Raw genomic sequence first — 14330 nt, forward strand, 5'->3', positions numbered from 1 at the left:
TGACCCGCTGCCGGACGGGCCTCCGGGCCGGTCCGGCGGCAGGCGTCCGGGTGAGCGGGCCTCCGGTGGATCGCGGGGTTTCGGGCAAGGGTTCTCCGAGGACCGGTTCTCAGCCGCTCCGTTCATGGATAAAGTGCGGAGGCGCCGGCACAGGGCAGCCAGTGTCGTGCTGCATCCGCCGCAGCCCCGCGGCACCGGAGGGAACGGGAAGCCGACGTGCCCCTTGCGATAGCAGTCACCAGCCCCGACCTGGTGATCTCACCGACCGACGGGCCGGTTCCCGACGCCGCCGTCCTCCGGCCGCCCGCCGAAGAGCCGCTGGAGACCGCCGTCGCCCGGGCGTCCGTCCTGCTCGACCGGTGCGGGCACGTCGTCGTCCTCTACCCCGACTCGCTCCCCGGCCCGTACGTGCGGCGCCTGCACGCCGTGCGGGCAGTGCTGGAGAGCGAGCGGATCGCGCTGCTGCCCGTCGCGCTGCCGCCGCTCGCCGTGGGCGTACTGGCCCGGCAGTTACGGCAGTTGTCGGTCTCCGACCTGAGCCCCGGCGTGCTCGCCTCCGCCGCCCGGCTGCTCGCCCACTACATCCACGCGGGCGCCCTCCTCTCCAGCGTCACCCGGCTCGACCGCGTCGAGGTCGGGCTCGGCGCGCACGTCGCGTCCGCGCTGCCCGGCGCGCGGTTCGCCGTCCTCCTCAACCCCGGCCCGCGGCTGGTCCGCGTCGGCGGGGGCGAGGTCCCGGCCGGCCCCGGCTTCGCCACGTGGATGACCGTCGCCCGCGGCAAGCCCGTCCGCGGCGACGACTGGGTGCTGGGGACCCTCGCCCCCCGCTGGCAGGTCCGGGGCGCCCAGGAGACCGTGCTGCCCGAGGAGTCCCGGCGCTGGTGGGGCACCCGGCGGGCCGTCGAGTTCGCGGCGGCCATCCCGGATCCGTCCGTGCTCTACCAGCTCGTGGCGTCCGTCCGGCGGGAGGAGTGCCACTGGTGCGGTCTCGAACTCATCGGCGACCGATGCGCGTTCTGCACCGGGCCCCTGCCGCGCGCCGACGGCGGCGGCCGGGGACAGGGCCCGCCGCCGCCACGCCGCGTCCGGCCGGCGGCCTCCGCCGTCCCGGCCCGCCGCTGAGCACTGTCCTCGGCGCCCCCCGGTCCGCCGCGTCCGCCCGGTCACGTCCCCGAACGAGGTTCGCCGCCCCATGAATTCACGTCAGCGCCGCGGGATCATCCTCCTGCTCCTGTCGGTGCTCTGCGCCCTCGCCGCGTTCGCCGGAGTCTTCGCGGTCGTCCACGACGCCGAGTCCAAGCTCGGCCCCGAGGCCACGGCGTACCGGCTGAAGGCCGACATCCCGGCCTACCAGCACCTGGAGGACGCCAAGGACCGCTTCGAGAAGGTCTCGATGCCCCGCCGCTGGCTGCCGTCCACGGCCGTCACCGACCTGCGCTACCTCGACGGCAAGATTTCCGTCACTCCCCTCCGCAGGGGATCGCTGCTCCAGCAGGACATGGCCGTCGCCCGGCCGGCGCTGCGGCCCGGCCAGCAGGAGATCGCCATCATGATCGACGCGGCGACGGGCGTCGCGGGCAAGATCTACGCCGGGGCGAAGGTCAACGTCTACGCCACCTTCGACGGCAAAGACCAGGGCGGCAAGCCGGTGTCCAAGGTGATCGTCACCAACGCCCAGGTCATCCAGGTCGGCAAGCTGACGCCCTTCGACCGCGACAGCGGCAGCGGCACGGCCGGGGTGCGGCGCGGCGGGGAGGCCGTGCCGATCACCTTCGCGCTGGACACCAAGGACGCCCAGCGGGTGGCCTACGCGGAGTCCTTCGCCTCCCACGTCCGGCTCGCGCTGGTCGCCCCCGGCGGCGACGACGCGGTCAGCGGCAGCGACCGCACCTACACGCTCGACGGCGACAAGTAGAGCAGGGGAGAACGGTGACCATCAGGATCCTCCCGGCCGTCGGCGACCCGGACGCCGCCCGCGCCATCGGCGGCCTGCTCGGCCAGCTGCCCGGCGTCGAACCGCTGCAGGCCGTCGGGGACTCGGCCCGCCTGCTCGACACGCTCGCCGTGCTGGCGGCGGCCTCCGTGGACGAGCTCCCCGAGGTCGTGCTCGTCCACGAGCGGCTCGGCCCCCTGCCCGCGCTGGAGGTCATCCGCGAAGTGGCCCTGCGCTTCCCGGCGACCGGCGTCGTGCTCGTGACCGCCGACCAGGGGCCCGCCCTCTACGCCGCCGCCATGGACGCGGGCGCGCGCGGCCTCGCCGGCCTGCCGCTGGTGTACGACGAGGTCGGCGCCCGCGTCCAGGCCGCCGCCCACTGGGCGACCGGCGTCCGCCGCCACCTGGGCAGCGCCGGCGAGGGGTCCGGCGGCGGGCCGGGCGGGACGCTCCTCGCGGTGGCCGGCGCCAAGGGCGGCGTCGGGACGACCGTCACCGCCGTCCAGCTCGCCCTCGCCGCGTGCGCCGCCGGACGGAGCGTCGTACTCGTCGACCTGGACCTGCAGTCGGGCGACATCGCCTCGTACCTGGACGTGCAGTTCCGCCGGTCGATCGCCGACCTGGCGGGCATCAGCGACATCTCGCCGCGGGTCCTGCAGGACGCCGTCTTCCCGCACCCGACGGGCCTCGGGCTGCTGCTGGCGCCCGCCGACGGGGAGCGCGGCGAGGAGGTCGGCGACCTCGCGGCCCGGCAGATCGCGGCCGCGCTGCGAAGCCGGTACGAACTGGTCATCGCCGACTGCGGCACGCAGATGACGGCCGCGGGCGCCGCCGTCGTGGAGACGGCCGACGTGGCGCTGCTGGTGACGACGCCGGACGTGGTGTCCGTACGGGCCGCGAAGCGCATGGTGCGGCTGTGGGACCGGCTGCAGGTCCGCAAGGCCGCCGACACCGTGACCGTCCTCAACCGGCACACCCGGCACAGCGAGATCCAGCCCGCCCTGGTGGAGCGGACCACGGGCACGCGGACCGCCCGGACGACGGTCCCGGCGGGCTACAAGGAGCTGCAGCCCGCCGTCGACTCGGGGCGGATGCAGGACCTCGACGCCCGCTCGGGGGTGCGGCAGGCCCTGTGGGCCCTCGCGGGGGAGCTCGGCCTGATCACCGCCCCGGGCGCGGGTGCCGGGCCCTTACGCGGCGCCGCCGCCCATGCGGGCCGGTCGCTCACCGGCGGCGCACGGCGCAGGCGGGCCATAGGGAGCGGCGGCGGCACCGGGGCCGATCAGCTCTCTCCCGTGCCGATGGGCCGTTTCCGGCGGCGCGGGGGCGGCGACCGGGGGCAGGTCGCCGTGGAGTTCCTGGGCATCCTGCCGCTGATCCTCGCGGTGCTGGTGGTGGTGTGGCAGTGCGTGCTGGTCGGCTACACGTACGCGCTCGCCGGGAACGCGGCGGACAAGGGCGCGCGGGCGGCCGCCGTCGGGGGCGACTGCGCGGCGGCCGCGCGGGCGGACCTGCCGGGGGCGTGGCGCGGCGGCCCGGAGTGCGGCGGGCGCGGCACGGGCGTCGTCCGCGCGGAGGTCTCCCTGCAGGTGCCCGCGCTGTTCCCGGGCCTGGTGAACTGGCCGTGGACGGTGACGGGTTCAGCGGGCGCGGCGGAGGAGGAGCGGTGAGCCCGCGGCGGCGTGCGGGACGCGATGTGAGCGGCCGGATCGCGGCCGGGCGGGCTGCGGCAGGGCCTCCGGCGGCCGGGCGGGTTGTGCCGCGAGGGGCCGTCCGCCCGGAGACGGCCGTCCGCGCGAAGGAGTCCGTCCGGCCGGGAGACCCCCGGCCCGCACCCGGCCGGGTGGCCGCCGGCCGGGTTGAGGGGCCCCACCAGCCGGGATCGGATGCTCGTCCCGGACGATCCGTCCGCCGCCGTGACCGCGGGTCTCTGTCCATCGAGCTCATCGGGTTCCTGCCGGTGCTCCTGCTCGTCGGGCTCGCCGCGATCCAGCTGGGGCTCGCCGCGTACGCCGCGCAGCAGGCCGGCAGCGCGGCCCGGGCGGCGGCGCGGACCGCGTCGCTCGACGACCCGCGCATGTCGCCCGCCGCGGCCGGGCGGGCGGCCATGAGCGGGTGGCTGCGGATGGCCGGAGCGCCGGCCGCGGCGCCGTGCGCGGCCGGCGCCCCGCAGACCACCGCCGAAGTCACGGTCGTGATCCCGGCCGTGCTGCCGCTGCTCGGCGAGAGGTCCGTGACGCGCCGGGCCACGATGCCCTGCCCGGCGGACCCCTACCCGCCACTGAGGAGCGCGCCGTGAGCCTGCGGGCCCGTATCACCGCCCCCGAACCGGCCGCCGGCGGCCGGGAGTCGGACCACCTCGTCCCCGTCTACCGGGCCAAGCTGCTCGAAGAGATCGACCTGGCCGAGATGTCGGCCCTCGCCGCCTCCGAGCGCCGCACGCGCCTGGAGCGCGTCCTGGGCCACATCATCAGCCGCGAGGGGCCGGTCCTGTCCACCGCGGAGCGGGACCGGCTCATCCGCCGCGTCGTGGACGAGGCGCTCGGCCTGGGCGTCCTCGAACCGCTCCTGGAGGACCCCTCCATCACCGAGATCATGGTCAACGGGCCCGACCAGATCTTCATCGAGCGCGCGGGCCGCGTCGAGCCCGTACCCGTGCGCTTCGCGTCGAACGAGCAGCTCATGCAGACCATCGAGCGCATCGTCTCCACCGTCAACCGCCGCGTGGACGAGTCGAACCCGATGGTCGACGCCCGGCTGCCGAGCGGCGAGCGCGTCAACGTCATCATCCCGCCGCTGGCCCTCAACGGCGCGACGCTGACCATCCGCCGCTTCCCGCGCGCGTACACCCTGACCGAGCTCATCGGCATGGGCACGCTCGACGAGCGGATGCTGATGCTGCTCTCCGCGCTCGTCCGGGCGAAGTTCAACGTGGTGGTGTCGGGCCCGACCGGCTCCGGCAAGACGACGCTGCTCAACGCCCTCTCGGGGCTGATCCCGGAGGGGGAGCGCATCATCACCGTCGAGGACGCCGCCGAACTGCAGCTGCAGCAGGCGCACGTCATCCGCCTCGAATCGCGGCCGCCCAACGTCGAGGGCAAGGGCCGGATCACCATCCGCGACCTCGTGCGCAACTCCCTGCGCATGCGCCCCGACCGCATCATCGTCGGCGAGGTGCGCGGCGGCGAGACCCTCGACATGCTCCAGGCGATGTCCACCGGCCACGACGGCTCGCTGGCCACCGTGCACGCCAACAGCGCGGAGGACGCGCTGATGCGGCTGCAGACGCTCGCCTCGATGTCGGAGGTCAAGGTCCCCTACGAGGCGCTGCGCGACCAGATCAACAGCGCCGTGGACTGCGTCATCCAGCTCACCCGGCAGGCCGACGGATCCCGCCGCGTCGCGGAGGTCGCCCTGCTCGACTCCCACGGCCACGAGGACTACCGCCTGGCCACCGTCAGCCGCTTCGAGGCCTTGCCGGTGGACGCCGACCGGATCGTGCGCGGCGGCTTCCGCTGCTTCCCGGTGCCGGAGCGGGTCGCGGACCGGCTGCGGCTCGCCGGGGAGTCCGTGCCCCCGGCCTTCGGCGTCGCCGCGTTCCCCGCCGAGCTGACGGTCCGCGAAGCGGGACAGAGGTAGGGGGGAGAGGGGATCATGGACGATCTCGGACAGCTGGTCGCGCTGACCGTCGGGGCCACCCTGCTGGCCGGTGTCCTGGGCATCGCGGGCCTGCAGTTCTACGCGTCGGGGAAGGCGCAGCGCCGCGCCCTGGCCGAGCGGCTCGCCGACGCGCCCGCCCTGCCGCCGGCCGGGAGCCCCCGCCGCTTCGCGCGCCTCGACCGGCGGCTGCGCGCCACGCGGGCGGGGCGCAGGCTGGAGCGCCGGCTCGCCGCGACCGGCCTGGACGTCACCCCCGCCGAGTTCACCGCGGGCACGCTGGGCGCGGCGGCCGGGCTGTGGCTGGTAGCGGCCGGCGCCCTCGCGCCGTTCTTCGGGCCCCTGGCCGCCGCGGTCACCGTCTGGACCGCGTCCGGCTTCCTCGCCCGCCAGCGCCGCAAACGCATCGAGAAGTTCATCAACCAGCTCCCCGAGCTCTCGCGCATCCTCGCCAACGCCACCCAGGCCGGGCTCGCGCTGCGCACCGCCCTCGGCATGGCCGCCGAGGAGATGGACGCGCCGGCCGGCGAGGAGCTCGGCAAGGTCGCCGACCGGCTCGCCGTCGGGCACTCGGTCGACGACGCGCTGGGCGAGCTGGCCGACCGGCTGCCCTCCCGCGAGCTGGTCGTCCTCGTGACCACCCTGGTGCTGTCCAACCGGGCCGGCGGCACGGTCGTCAGCTCGCTGCGCAACCTCACGCGGACGCTGGAGGAGCGCAAGGAGACCCGGCGCGAGGTCCGCACCCAGCTGTCCCAGGTGACCGTCACGGCGTACGTCGTACCGCTGATGGGCCTCGGCACGCTGCTGCTCACGGACCGCATCGCGCCCGGCTCGATCGACCGGATGACCTCGTCGTTCCCGGGCCAGGCGGCCGTGGTCACCGCCTTCGTGCTCTACGGGCTCGGGTTCTTCGTCATCCGGCGCCTGTCCAGGATCGACGTCTGAGGGGCGGGGGCGCAACGGACATGGGACTGCTGGGAATCCTGCTGGGCCTGCTGGCCGCGCTGTCCGTGGCGGGTGTCGTCGCGGGTGTCGTCCTCTGCCGCAGCGAGGCCAGGCTGCCGGACGACCTGGCGCTGGCCCTGGAGGTCGGCTCCACGCGGACGACGGTCGTCGGCTCGGCCGTGGACCGGCTCGGGATGCGCTACGCGCCGCTGGTGCTGCGGATGATGGGCGGCAAGCGGGTGGCGAGGGTCCGCAGCCGGATCGACCGCGCGGGCAACCCCGGCGGCCTCACCGTCGACCGGTACGCGGCCCGCCGCGCCGTCTACGGCGCCCTCGGCTTCGGCGGCGCGCTGGTGATGGCCGCCGACGGGCAGTTCCTCCTCGCCCTCCTGCTCGTGGCCTTCGGGCTCTTCTGGAACGAGGTCGGCATCCGGGCGGCCGTCCGCGAGCGCAAGGCCGCGATCGAACGGACGCTGCCGGACTTCCTCGACGTCCTCGCGGTCGTGGTCAGCGCGGGCCTCGGTTTCCGGCAGGCCCTGGAGCGCGTCGCCGAGCGCTACGAGGGGCCGTGGGCGGACGAACTGCGCATCACGCTGCGCCAGATGGACATGGGCGTGAGCCGCCGGCAGGCGTTCGAGGAGCTGCGCCGGCGCAATGATTCGGAGCAGGTGGCGCAGTTCGTCACGGCGCTGCAGCAGGGCGAGGAGCTGGGCGCCCCCATCGTCGACACCCTGATCGCCATCGCCGGCGACATGCGCCGCGTCGACGCCCAGCTGGCCCGCCGGCGGGCGGCGCGCGCGGTGCCGAAGGCGACCGTGGTGATCACGACGTTCATGGTCCCGGCCACGATGATCCTGCTGGTGGCGGGGTTCTTCCTGGGGTCGGGCACAGACCTCGGCGACCTGGTGGGGAGGTGACCGCGGTGCGGGTGGGACTGCTGGGGTTTCAACTCCCTTTGCCGGGGTCCCAACTCCCTTTAACAGAGGGTGAATGGTGGCGGATGGTCTGTTCCGCTACGCCTGTTCCGGCGTACTTTTCTTGTGCTCGCCCGCCTGCCCGGACGGGGCCGGCCGCCGACGGAGGGAAACGTGATGGGAAAGCGCTTCTTGGGAAACGACCGGGGGCAGACCGCGATCGAGTACCTCGGCATCATCGCCGTGGTGGTGGCGATCGTCCTGGTGCTGACCCGGACGGACTTCGGGAGCGCGATCGCGAGCGCCATCTCCGACAAGATCACCGAGGTGACGGGAGGCTGACCGGGCGGTTGACCGGGGGGCCGGCGGGGCGCTGGACCGGCGTCGGGCGCGACCGGGGACAGGCGTTCCCGATCTACCTCACGGCCGTGGCCGCGCTCCTCTTCCTCGCCCTGGCGTTCTTCGCCGTCGGCCGGGCGGGCGCCACGAAGAACGGCGCCGGGACCGCCGCCGACGCCGCGGCCCTCGCCGCCGCGCAGACGTACCGGGACCAGCTCCGTACGGGCCTGCTGACGGCCGTCGGCACGGGCGGCCCGTGGGCCGACTGGCTGGCCGGCCGCCTGGGCGATCCGGAGGCGGCCTGCGGCGGGGCCGAACCCTATGCCCAGGCCAACGGTGCGCACGTCCAAGGGCGTTGCGTCGCCTCCGGGGGCCCGCTTCCGGTCGCGTTCACGGTCACGGTCGAGTCCGACGCCGCGGTCGGGAAGTCCGTCATCCCCGGGACGGAGGACCGGCACGCGACTGCTACGGCGCGGGCCGTCGTCGAACCGCGCTGCTGGGGGCCGCCGCCCGCCCCGCCCGCCCCGTCGCCCTCCGGCAGCCCGGGGCCGTCCGCGAGCCCGGGCACCGGCGCGCCGGCGCAGGGCAAGCCCGCCGTCGAGATCGTCTGCGACGGCGAGACCGTACGGATCGAGCCGGACCGGCCCGGGGCTCCGGTGAGGGCGGCGACGCTCTTCACCGTACGGCTGGCGGACGGCGCGTGAACCCGGCGACCGGAACCGGTCCGGTCCGGGCCCGCCCGACGAACGAAGGATCACGACCATGAGGATGCGGCACACGACGAAGGCCCGCAGGGGCGCCGCGGCGGCCGTGCTCGCGGCCGTCATGGCCCTGACCGCGGCGGGCTGCGGGGACGGCGGCGGAGGAGGGGACGGGAAGGCGGACGGCGCGGGCGCCCGCGCCTCCGGGAAGGCCTCGGCGCAGCGCGGCGAGGCCAAGAACCGCCCCCAGGACCAGCCGCCGTCCGGCGCGATCGGGGAGATGAAGGGACCGGACGGGATAGCCCTGGCCATCACCTCCGTCGTCCGGGACGAGGGCGGTTTCGTGACGGTCAACGGCACGCTCACCAACCGCGGTTCCCGGCCGTTCAACGCGATCCACTGGCTGTCGAAGGAGACGGAGATGAAGTCCCGCTCCTCCGTCTCGGGAGCCTCGCTCGTCGACGCCTCGGGCAAGAAGCGCTACCTGGTGCTCCGCGACACCGACGGCGAGTGCCTGTGCAGCACGGGCCTGACCAACATCAAGCCCAGCGAGAGCCGGCCGGTCTTCGCACAGTTCCCCGCGCCCCCGGCCGACGTCAACGAGGTGGACTTCCAGCTGCCCACGATGCCGTCCGTCCACGTCAAGATCTCGGGGTGAGTGCGCCGTGCCGACGCTCCGGGCCCGCTGCGGCCCCCTTCTGGCCGCCGCGCTGACCACGCTCCTCGCGGTGGCCGCCCTGCCCGCCGCCCCGCCCGCGGCCGCCCAGGGGCGCTCCGGCCCCGGCGGCCCGGCGAACACGACCCCGCCCGTGAAGATCGACGGCGCCGATCCGGACCTGAAGCTGCGCTCCGGCGCGAAGCTCGCGGCCGGGCGGGTCCTCGACATCAAGTCCGTGGTCGAGACGGAGGGCGGCGACGAGCGGCGCGAGGACACCAACGTGGACGTCACCTTCGCCCTCCAGGCCGAGGTCCTCTTCGACAAGGACAGCGCGCGGCTCGGCCGCGAGGCCGGCAAGCGCATCAGCGCGATCGCGGCGGAGGCGAAGAAGCAGAAGGCGGGCACCCTGCGCGTCTTCGGCTTCACCGACAACCTCGGCTCCGCCGAACACGGCCTCACGCTGTCGAAGGAGCGGGCCGACGCGGTGCAGCGGCAACTCGCCGAGGAGATCGGCTCGTCCTCGGTCGCGTACCAGATCCGCGGGTACGGCGAGCAGTTCCCGATCGCGGACAACTCCACGGAGGAAGGGCGCACGAAGAACCGGAGGGTGGAGGTCAGCTTCCCGCGGCGGAGGTAGGGGCAGGAGGAGTTAGAGGGGCTGGAGGGGCTGGAGAGGCTGGAGGCGCGGGGATTCCTCGGCTTCCGGGTTATCCACAGGGGTCGCCGTACGGGCGGGGATCGGCTGTCCTTGATGCATGAAGGCCGATCACCGATGCGTGAAGTCCGACCACCCGTGCATGAAGGCTGATCAGCCGCGCCCGCACGGTCCTCACGCGCGCCTGCGTGAACTGGCCGCCGTGCAGGGCGGAATCGTGCTGACGTCCCAGGCCGTGGCCGCCGGCCTCTCCCGTGGCGCGGCCGCCCGCTCGCTGCGCCGTGCGGGCTGGTCCCGGCTGCACGCCGGCGCGTGGGCGGAGCCGGGCCGGGAGGCCGGTCTGCGGCTGCGGCTGCGGGCCGCGCAGCTGCACTGCCCCGAGCTGGTCGCGAGCCACAGCGCGGCCGCCGCCGCGCACGGGATCGTGCTGATACGGCCGTGCAGGCCCGAGTTCACCTCCGTCCGGGGGCGCAAGCGCGGGGCCGGGGCCGTCGTCCACCGGATTCCGCTCGCGGACAGCGAGGTCGCCGTGGTCTCGGGCGTCCGCGTCACCACGGCCGTGCGGACGCTGTGCGACCTGCTGCGGGCCCTGCCCGGGGACGAGGCCGTCATCGCCGCCGACTCCGCGCTCTCCCACGGCCTGGTGCGCCGGGAGGAGGTCGCGCGGGCGCTGGAGGAGGCGCCGCGCCGGCCGGGCACCCGGGCGGCACGGCGGGCGCTCGCCCTCGCCGACCCGGCCAGCGGCTCCCCGGCGGAGACCAAGGCCCGCCTGGAGATGGCCGCGGCGGGCCTGCACCCGGAGTCCCAGGCGGAAGTGACGACGGCCCGCGGGCGTACGGCGCGGCTGGACTTCCTCTTCCGGGCGGAGGGCCTCGGCATCGAGATCGAGGGCTTCACCTGGCACGGCACGAGGGCCGCCCACCAGAACGACACGATGCGCTTCAACGACCTCGCGGGCTGCGCCGGGATCCGCCGCATCCTCCGCTTCACCAGGGATGACGTCTTCCACCGCCCCCGGCTCATGGTCCGCACCGTCCGCCGGGCGCTCGACGACCTGCGCGGGCCGGACCGGAAGGTCGCGAACTCCGGGGCGGGCACGGCAGGATGGGGCGGCGCGGATGCCGGGGGAGTGGTGAGGGAGGCGTGGGATGAGGGGCCGCGGGAAGGCGAGGGGCGGGGTCGTCGGGGTGACGGTGCTGGGGCTGCTGATGGCGGTGACGGGAAGGGCGGGGGCGGCCGGCGAGGCCGGAGCTCTCACCGGGTACGCGATGGCCCCGGGCGCCCAGGTGATCGAAGGCGCGCTCGCCAGGGACGGCGGGCCGCCGCTGAGACCGGGCCCGCACACGTACAAGGACTCCGTCCGGCCCGGTGAGCGCAAGCACTACACGGTCGAGCTGGACGGCACGTCGAACGCGTACGTCTCCGCCGTGGCCGCTCCGAAGCCCGGCAGCGCCATGGGGCCCAGGGACGGCATCGACGTGGCCCTGGAGACACCGGACGGGACGCCGTGCGGCGCGGGCAGGCACCGCACGTTCCTGTCGGCCGGGGGCGCCTATCCCGTCGCCGACTACGCGGAGCGCGTGCCCCGGGCGGGCAGCGCCTGCGCGGCCGCGGGCACGTACCGGTTCGTGCTGGAGCGGGGCGACGCGGCGGGCGGCGACGGCGCGCCGGTGCCGGTGGAGCTGCAGTACGTCACGGCGCCTGCGGGGGAGGAGGGCCCGGGCGGCCAGGGCGGCCCGTCCTCCCCGGGCGGCGCCTGGGCCTCGCAGGCGCCGCGGATGCCGGACGGGCCGGGCAGGGCCGTCAGCGGCGGGTCCGGCTTCAACGACGCGGCGGAGGTGGGCGCCGGCTCCTGGAAGGACGAGCTCCGCCCCGGCGAGACCCGCTTCTACCGCGTGGCCGTCACGGCGGGCCGCCAGCTCTTCGCCCGCGCCCGGTTCGGCGCGGCCCCGGCCGGCGGCGCCTCCCCGTACGTGGCCGGCGGGGTCCGCCTGGGGCTCAACAACACCGCGCGGGGCTACGTGATGAACCGGACCACCGGGTACCAGGGCAAGGACGCGGTGGTCTCCCTGGCCACGCCCCCGGCCGCGTACGGCGGCGGCGTGGCGGTGGGGGACGCCGTGCGGGGCATGCGGTTCGCCGGGTGGTACTACCTCCAGGCCAGCCTGAGCCCCAGGGCCGGCGCGGGAACGGGGGCGTCCGCGGCGGCGGCCGTGCCCGTGACGCTCGACGTCGACGTGGCCGAGGCCCGGCCGGCCGCCCCGGCCCCGAAGCCGGTCTCCGGCATCATCCCCGCCAGGGACAAGGAGCGGGGCGGGCGGCTGCGCGTCATCGGCTACACGGGCGTGGGCACGGGCTCGGCCCTCCTGGCCGGCCTCGCGGGCTGGACGTGGGCGGCGCGACGGCGGTCGCGGGGAGTTGGGGCGTGACGTACGGGCTGATGCGGGCCGGGCACCGCCGGGCTGCACCGTTGTAGTTGCTCACCGCTGCTGTAGTTGCTCACCGCTGCGGCGGAAAGAAAAAGAAGGGGACGAACCCCTTCATCAGTGCGCGTTCAGGTCAAGGATGCCCCGCATCCTTGAACCCGCCGCAGCGGTGATCAGCCACGACGGTGCAGCCCGGCGGTGCCGGACCCGCCTCAGGCCGGCGCGTCCTCGAAGCGAACCCTCGCGCCGGGGCGCAGGCCCCAGCCCTCCATGGCGCCCGCCGCGGACTCCAGCACGTGGCGGGCCCGGGGGCGCGGCAGGCCGAGCCGGCCCGGCCGCATGGTGCGGACCGCGAGGACCGTCAAGTGGCGGTCCAGATAGGCCACGTCGATGGCGAAGCGCATCCGGAAGGTGTGCACGCTCGCGGCCGGTGTGAGGAGCAGGGCGCCGTCGACGGCGTCGCGGCCCAGGAGCCCCCGGGTGCGGGCCCGGTAGGACGCGGCGATCTCCAGGGGGACCGGCGGGCCTCCCGGAACGTGCAGCCGGGCCGTGCCGTCCTGTCTGCGGGGCATGCTCCGGACTTTATCCACAGGCCCGGGCGGGGATGTGCGGATGTCCGTAATCTCGGGGTCATGGATCTCGGGGGCGGAGAAGCGCTGTTGACCGCGGCCGCGGTCGTCTACGGGGCCGTGGCCGGGCAGTTGGTGCCCCGGGCCGGGTATCGGCTGAGCGTCGAGCCCGAGGAGCCGTGGCGGTCGGCGGGTCCGTGCGGGCACGCGGTCGCGGGGTGGCTGGGCCGGGCGCGGTGCGGGGTGTGCGGGGAGGGGTACGGCCCGGGGGCGTTGCTGCCCGTGGTGGTGACGGCCCTGGTGTGCGGGGTGCTCGCGGCGGTGGTCGGGGCCCGGCCCGAGCTCGCGGTGTGGCTGCTGGCCGCGCCGGTGGCCGTGCTGCTGGCCGCGGTCGACCGCTCGGTGCGGCGGCTGCCGGACGTCCTGACGCTGTCGCTGGCCGCGGGGACGGCGGTCCTGCTCGGCGCGGCCGCCCTCATACCCGGGGCGGCCGGGTCGTGGCCGGAAGCGCTGCTCGGCGGGGCGGCCCTGGGCGGCGGGTACTTCACGCTGTTCCTGGTCCACCCGGCCGGGATGGGGTTCGGTGACGTGAAGCTTGCGGTGGGGCTCGGCTGCGCGCTGGGCTGGTACGGCTGGCAGGTGCTGTTCCTGGGCGCCTTCGCGGGGCTGCTGCTGGGGTCCCTGTACGGCGTGGCGCTGCTGGCGGCCCGGCGGGCGGGGCGCGGGACGGCGCTGGCCTTCGGCCCCTTCATGATCGCGGGTGCGTGGCTGGGGGTGCTGGCCGGAGGGGCGGTGGCCGGCTGAGGGGGAGGTGAGGAGCGGCCCCGGGCGAACTATTGGATCGGTCGATCCAAAACTGCTACGGTCGGATCATGGCCCGACCGAGGAAGTTCGACGAGGAACGGGCGGTCGACGCCGCGCTCGAGGCGTTCTGGACCGCCGGGTATGAGGCGACCTCGACCCAGGACCTCTGCGAGGCCACGGGGCTGGGCCGGAGCAGCATCTACAACACCTTCAAGAGCAAGCACGACCTCTTCCGGCGCGCCCTGCTCCGTTATATGGAGCGCAAGAACGGGAACATCGACGCCGTCCTGGAGGGCGGGCTGCCCGCCCGGGAGAAGCTCCGGGCGCTCCTCGACGTCATCGTCGAGGAGGAGGGGCTCTACGCGGAGGACGGCCGCGGCTGCCTGGTCGTCAACTCCTGTATCGAGCTCGCGGCCAGGGACGCCGAAGTGGCCCGGGTGCTGGAGCGCGACTACCGGCGGCGGTTCGAGGCCCTGAAGGCCGCGATCGAGTCCGGGCAGCGGGACGGCGACATCGACCGCGCCAAGGACGCCGGCGCGCTCGCGCACTTCGTCATCGCGGCCATCGGCGGCATGCGCGTCTCGGCGCGTCTCGGCGTGGGGCGGGAGGCGCTGGAGGGCATCGTGCGCACGACGCTCGACGCCGTCTGACGGCTTTCCCCTCTCTCCTTTCTCTCCTTCCGGTCTCTCCTTCCGGGCGACCCCCGTCCGACCCCGTCTTCGCGCGCCC

The 14330-nt window shown here is 75.2% G+C and carries 15 protein-coding genes; 14 read left to right on the plus strand and 1 reads right to left on the minus strand.

The window, feature by feature from the left end:
- Positions 1 to 216 precede the first annotated feature (216 nt).
- The 12 genes from IF61_RS0118265 to IF61_RS0118325 all read left to right on the plus strand — a co-directional run bounded on the left by IF61_RS0118265 (position 217) and on the right by IF61_RS0118325 (position 12231).
- Positions 217 to 1122, plus strand: a complete 906-nt coding sequence (locus tag IF61_RS0118265; RefSeq protein WP_245684549.1) for a hypothetical protein — start codon at positions 217 to 219, stop codon at positions 1120 to 1122.
- A gap of 70 nt (positions 1123 to 1192) precedes the next feature.
- Complete coding sequence (cpaB, locus tag IF61_RS0118270) at positions 1193 to 1915, plus strand: Flp pilus assembly protein CpaB (protein ID WP_030367493.1); 723 nt, start codon at positions 1193 to 1195, stop codon at positions 1913 to 1915.
- A 14-nt stretch (positions 1916 to 1929) separates the two neighbouring features.
- A complete protein-coding gene (locus tag IF61_RS0118275; protein WP_030367494.1) occupies positions 1930 to 3603 on the plus strand; it encodes a CpaE/TadZ family protein in 1674 nt (557 codons plus the stop codon).
- A 290-nt stretch (positions 3604 to 3893) separates the two neighbouring features.
- Positions 3894 to 4232 (plus strand): pilus assembly protein, encoded by a 339-nt coding sequence (locus tag IF61_RS0118280; protein ID WP_245684550.1) that lies wholly within the window; start codon positions 3894 to 3896, stop codon positions 4230 to 4232.
- The gene (locus IF61_RS0118285; protein ID WP_030367496.1) at positions 4229 to 5572 is read left to right on the plus strand and encodes a TadA family conjugal transfer-associated ATPase; all 1344 of its coding nucleotides are present in this window, start codon (positions 4229 to 4231) and stop codon (positions 5570 to 5572) included. The genes IF61_RS0118280 and IF61_RS0118285 overlap by 4 nt, the downstream gene beginning before the upstream one ends.
- Positions 5573 to 5587: 15 nt before the next feature.
- Positions 5588 to 6535 carry a type II secretion system F family protein gene (locus IF61_RS0118290; protein WP_030367497.1) on the plus strand — a complete coding sequence of 316 codons (948 nt, stop codon included), beginning with the start codon at positions 5588 to 5590 and terminating at the stop codon, positions 6533 to 6535.
- A gap of 20 nt (positions 6536 to 6555) precedes the next feature.
- Positions 6556 to 7452 (plus strand): DUF5936 domain-containing protein, encoded by an 897-nt coding sequence (locus IF61_RS0118295; protein ID WP_030367498.1) that lies wholly within the window; start codon positions 6556 to 6558, stop codon positions 7450 to 7452.
- A 174-nt stretch (positions 7453 to 7626) separates the two neighbouring features.
- Positions 7627 to 7791 carry a Flp family type IVb pilin gene (locus IF61_RS35330; RefSeq protein WP_030367499.1) on the plus strand — a complete coding sequence of 55 codons (165 nt, stop codon included), beginning with the start codon at positions 7627 to 7629 and terminating at the stop codon, positions 7789 to 7791.
- A gap of 8 nt (positions 7792 to 7799) precedes the next feature.
- Entirely contained in the window at positions 7800 to 8492 is a 693-nt protein-coding gene (locus IF61_RS0118305) for a pilus assembly protein TadG-related protein (RefSeq protein WP_030367500.1), read from the plus strand.
- A 58-nt stretch (positions 8493 to 8550) separates the two neighbouring features.
- Entirely contained in the window at positions 8551 to 9147 is a 597-nt protein-coding gene (locus IF61_RS0118310) for a hypothetical protein (RefSeq protein WP_030367501.1), read from the plus strand.
- Positions 9148 to 9154: 7 nt separating this feature from the next.
- Entirely contained in the window at positions 9155 to 9784 is a 630-nt protein-coding gene (locus IF61_RS0118315) for an OmpA family protein (RefSeq protein WP_030367502.1), read from the plus strand.
- Positions 9785 to 10989: 1205 nt separating this feature from the next.
- Positions 10990 to 12231, plus strand: a complete 1242-nt coding sequence (locus tag IF61_RS0118325; RefSeq protein ID WP_043189676.1) for a hypothetical protein — start codon at positions 10990 to 10992, stop codon at positions 12229 to 12231.
- Between the two features lie 209 nt (positions 12232 to 12440).
- Here IF61_RS0118325 and IF61_RS0118330 read toward each other — a convergent pair whose 3' ends face one another.
- Positions 12441 to 12800, minus strand: coding sequence for a DUF192 domain-containing protein (locus IF61_RS0118330; RefSeq protein WP_030367505.1), 360 nt, complete (start codon positions 12798 to 12800; stop codon positions 12441 to 12443).
- Between the two features lie 60 nt (positions 12801 to 12860).
- Between IF61_RS0118330 and IF61_RS0118335 the strand changes: the two genes are divergently transcribed.
- Both IF61_RS0118335 and IF61_RS0118340 read left to right on the plus strand, forming a co-directional pair.
- Positions 12861 to 13601, plus strand: coding sequence for a prepilin peptidase (locus IF61_RS0118335; RefSeq protein ID WP_030367506.1), 741 nt, complete (start codon positions 12861 to 12863; stop codon positions 13599 to 13601).
- Between the two features lie 68 nt (positions 13602 to 13669).
- Complete coding sequence (locus IF61_RS0118340) at positions 13670 to 14251, plus strand: TetR/AcrR family transcriptional regulator (protein WP_030367507.1); 582 nt, start codon at positions 13670 to 13672, stop codon at positions 14249 to 14251.
- Positions 14252 to 14330: the final 79 nt, after the last annotated feature.

This window comes from Streptomyces roseoverticillatus (assembly GCF_000719265.1).
Classification (GTDB): Bacteria; Actinomycetota; Actinomycetes; order Streptomycetales; family Streptomycetaceae; genus Streptomyces; species Streptomyces roseoverticillatus.

Excerpts from the sequence above, each read along its gene's own strand:
- cpaB (WP_030367493.1), top strand. The coding sequence starts at position 1,193 with ATGAATTCACGTCAGCGCCGCGGGATCATCCTCCTGCTCCTGTCGGTG.
- IF61_RS0118290 (WP_030367497.1), top strand. The coding sequence starts at position 5,588 with ATGGACGATCTCGGACAGCTGGTCGCGCTGACCGTCGGGGCCACCCTG.
- IF61_RS0118295 (WP_030367498.1), top strand. The coding sequence starts at position 6,556 with ATGGGACTGCTGGGAATCCTGCTGGGCCTGCTGGCCGCGCTGTCCGTG.
- IF61_RS35330 (WP_030367499.1), top strand. The coding sequence starts at position 7,627 with ATGGGAAAGCGCTTCTTGGGAAACGACCGGGGGCAGACCGCGATCGAG.
- IF61_RS0118310 (WP_030367501.1), top strand. The coding sequence starts at position 8,551 with ATGAGGATGCGGCACACGACGAAGGCCCGCAGGGGCGCCGCGGCGGCC.
- IF61_RS0118330 (WP_030367505.1), bottom strand. The coding sequence starts at position 12,800 with ATGCCCCGCAGACAGGACGGCACGGCCCGGCTGCACGTTCCGGGAGGC.
- IF61_RS0118335 (WP_030367506.1), top strand. The coding sequence starts at position 12,861 with ATGGATCTCGGGGGCGGAGAAGCGCTGTTGACCGCGGCCGCGGTCGTC.
- IF61_RS0118340 (WP_030367507.1), top strand. The coding sequence starts at position 13,670 with ATGGCCCGACCGAGGAAGTTCGACGAGGAACGGGCGGTCGACGCCGCG.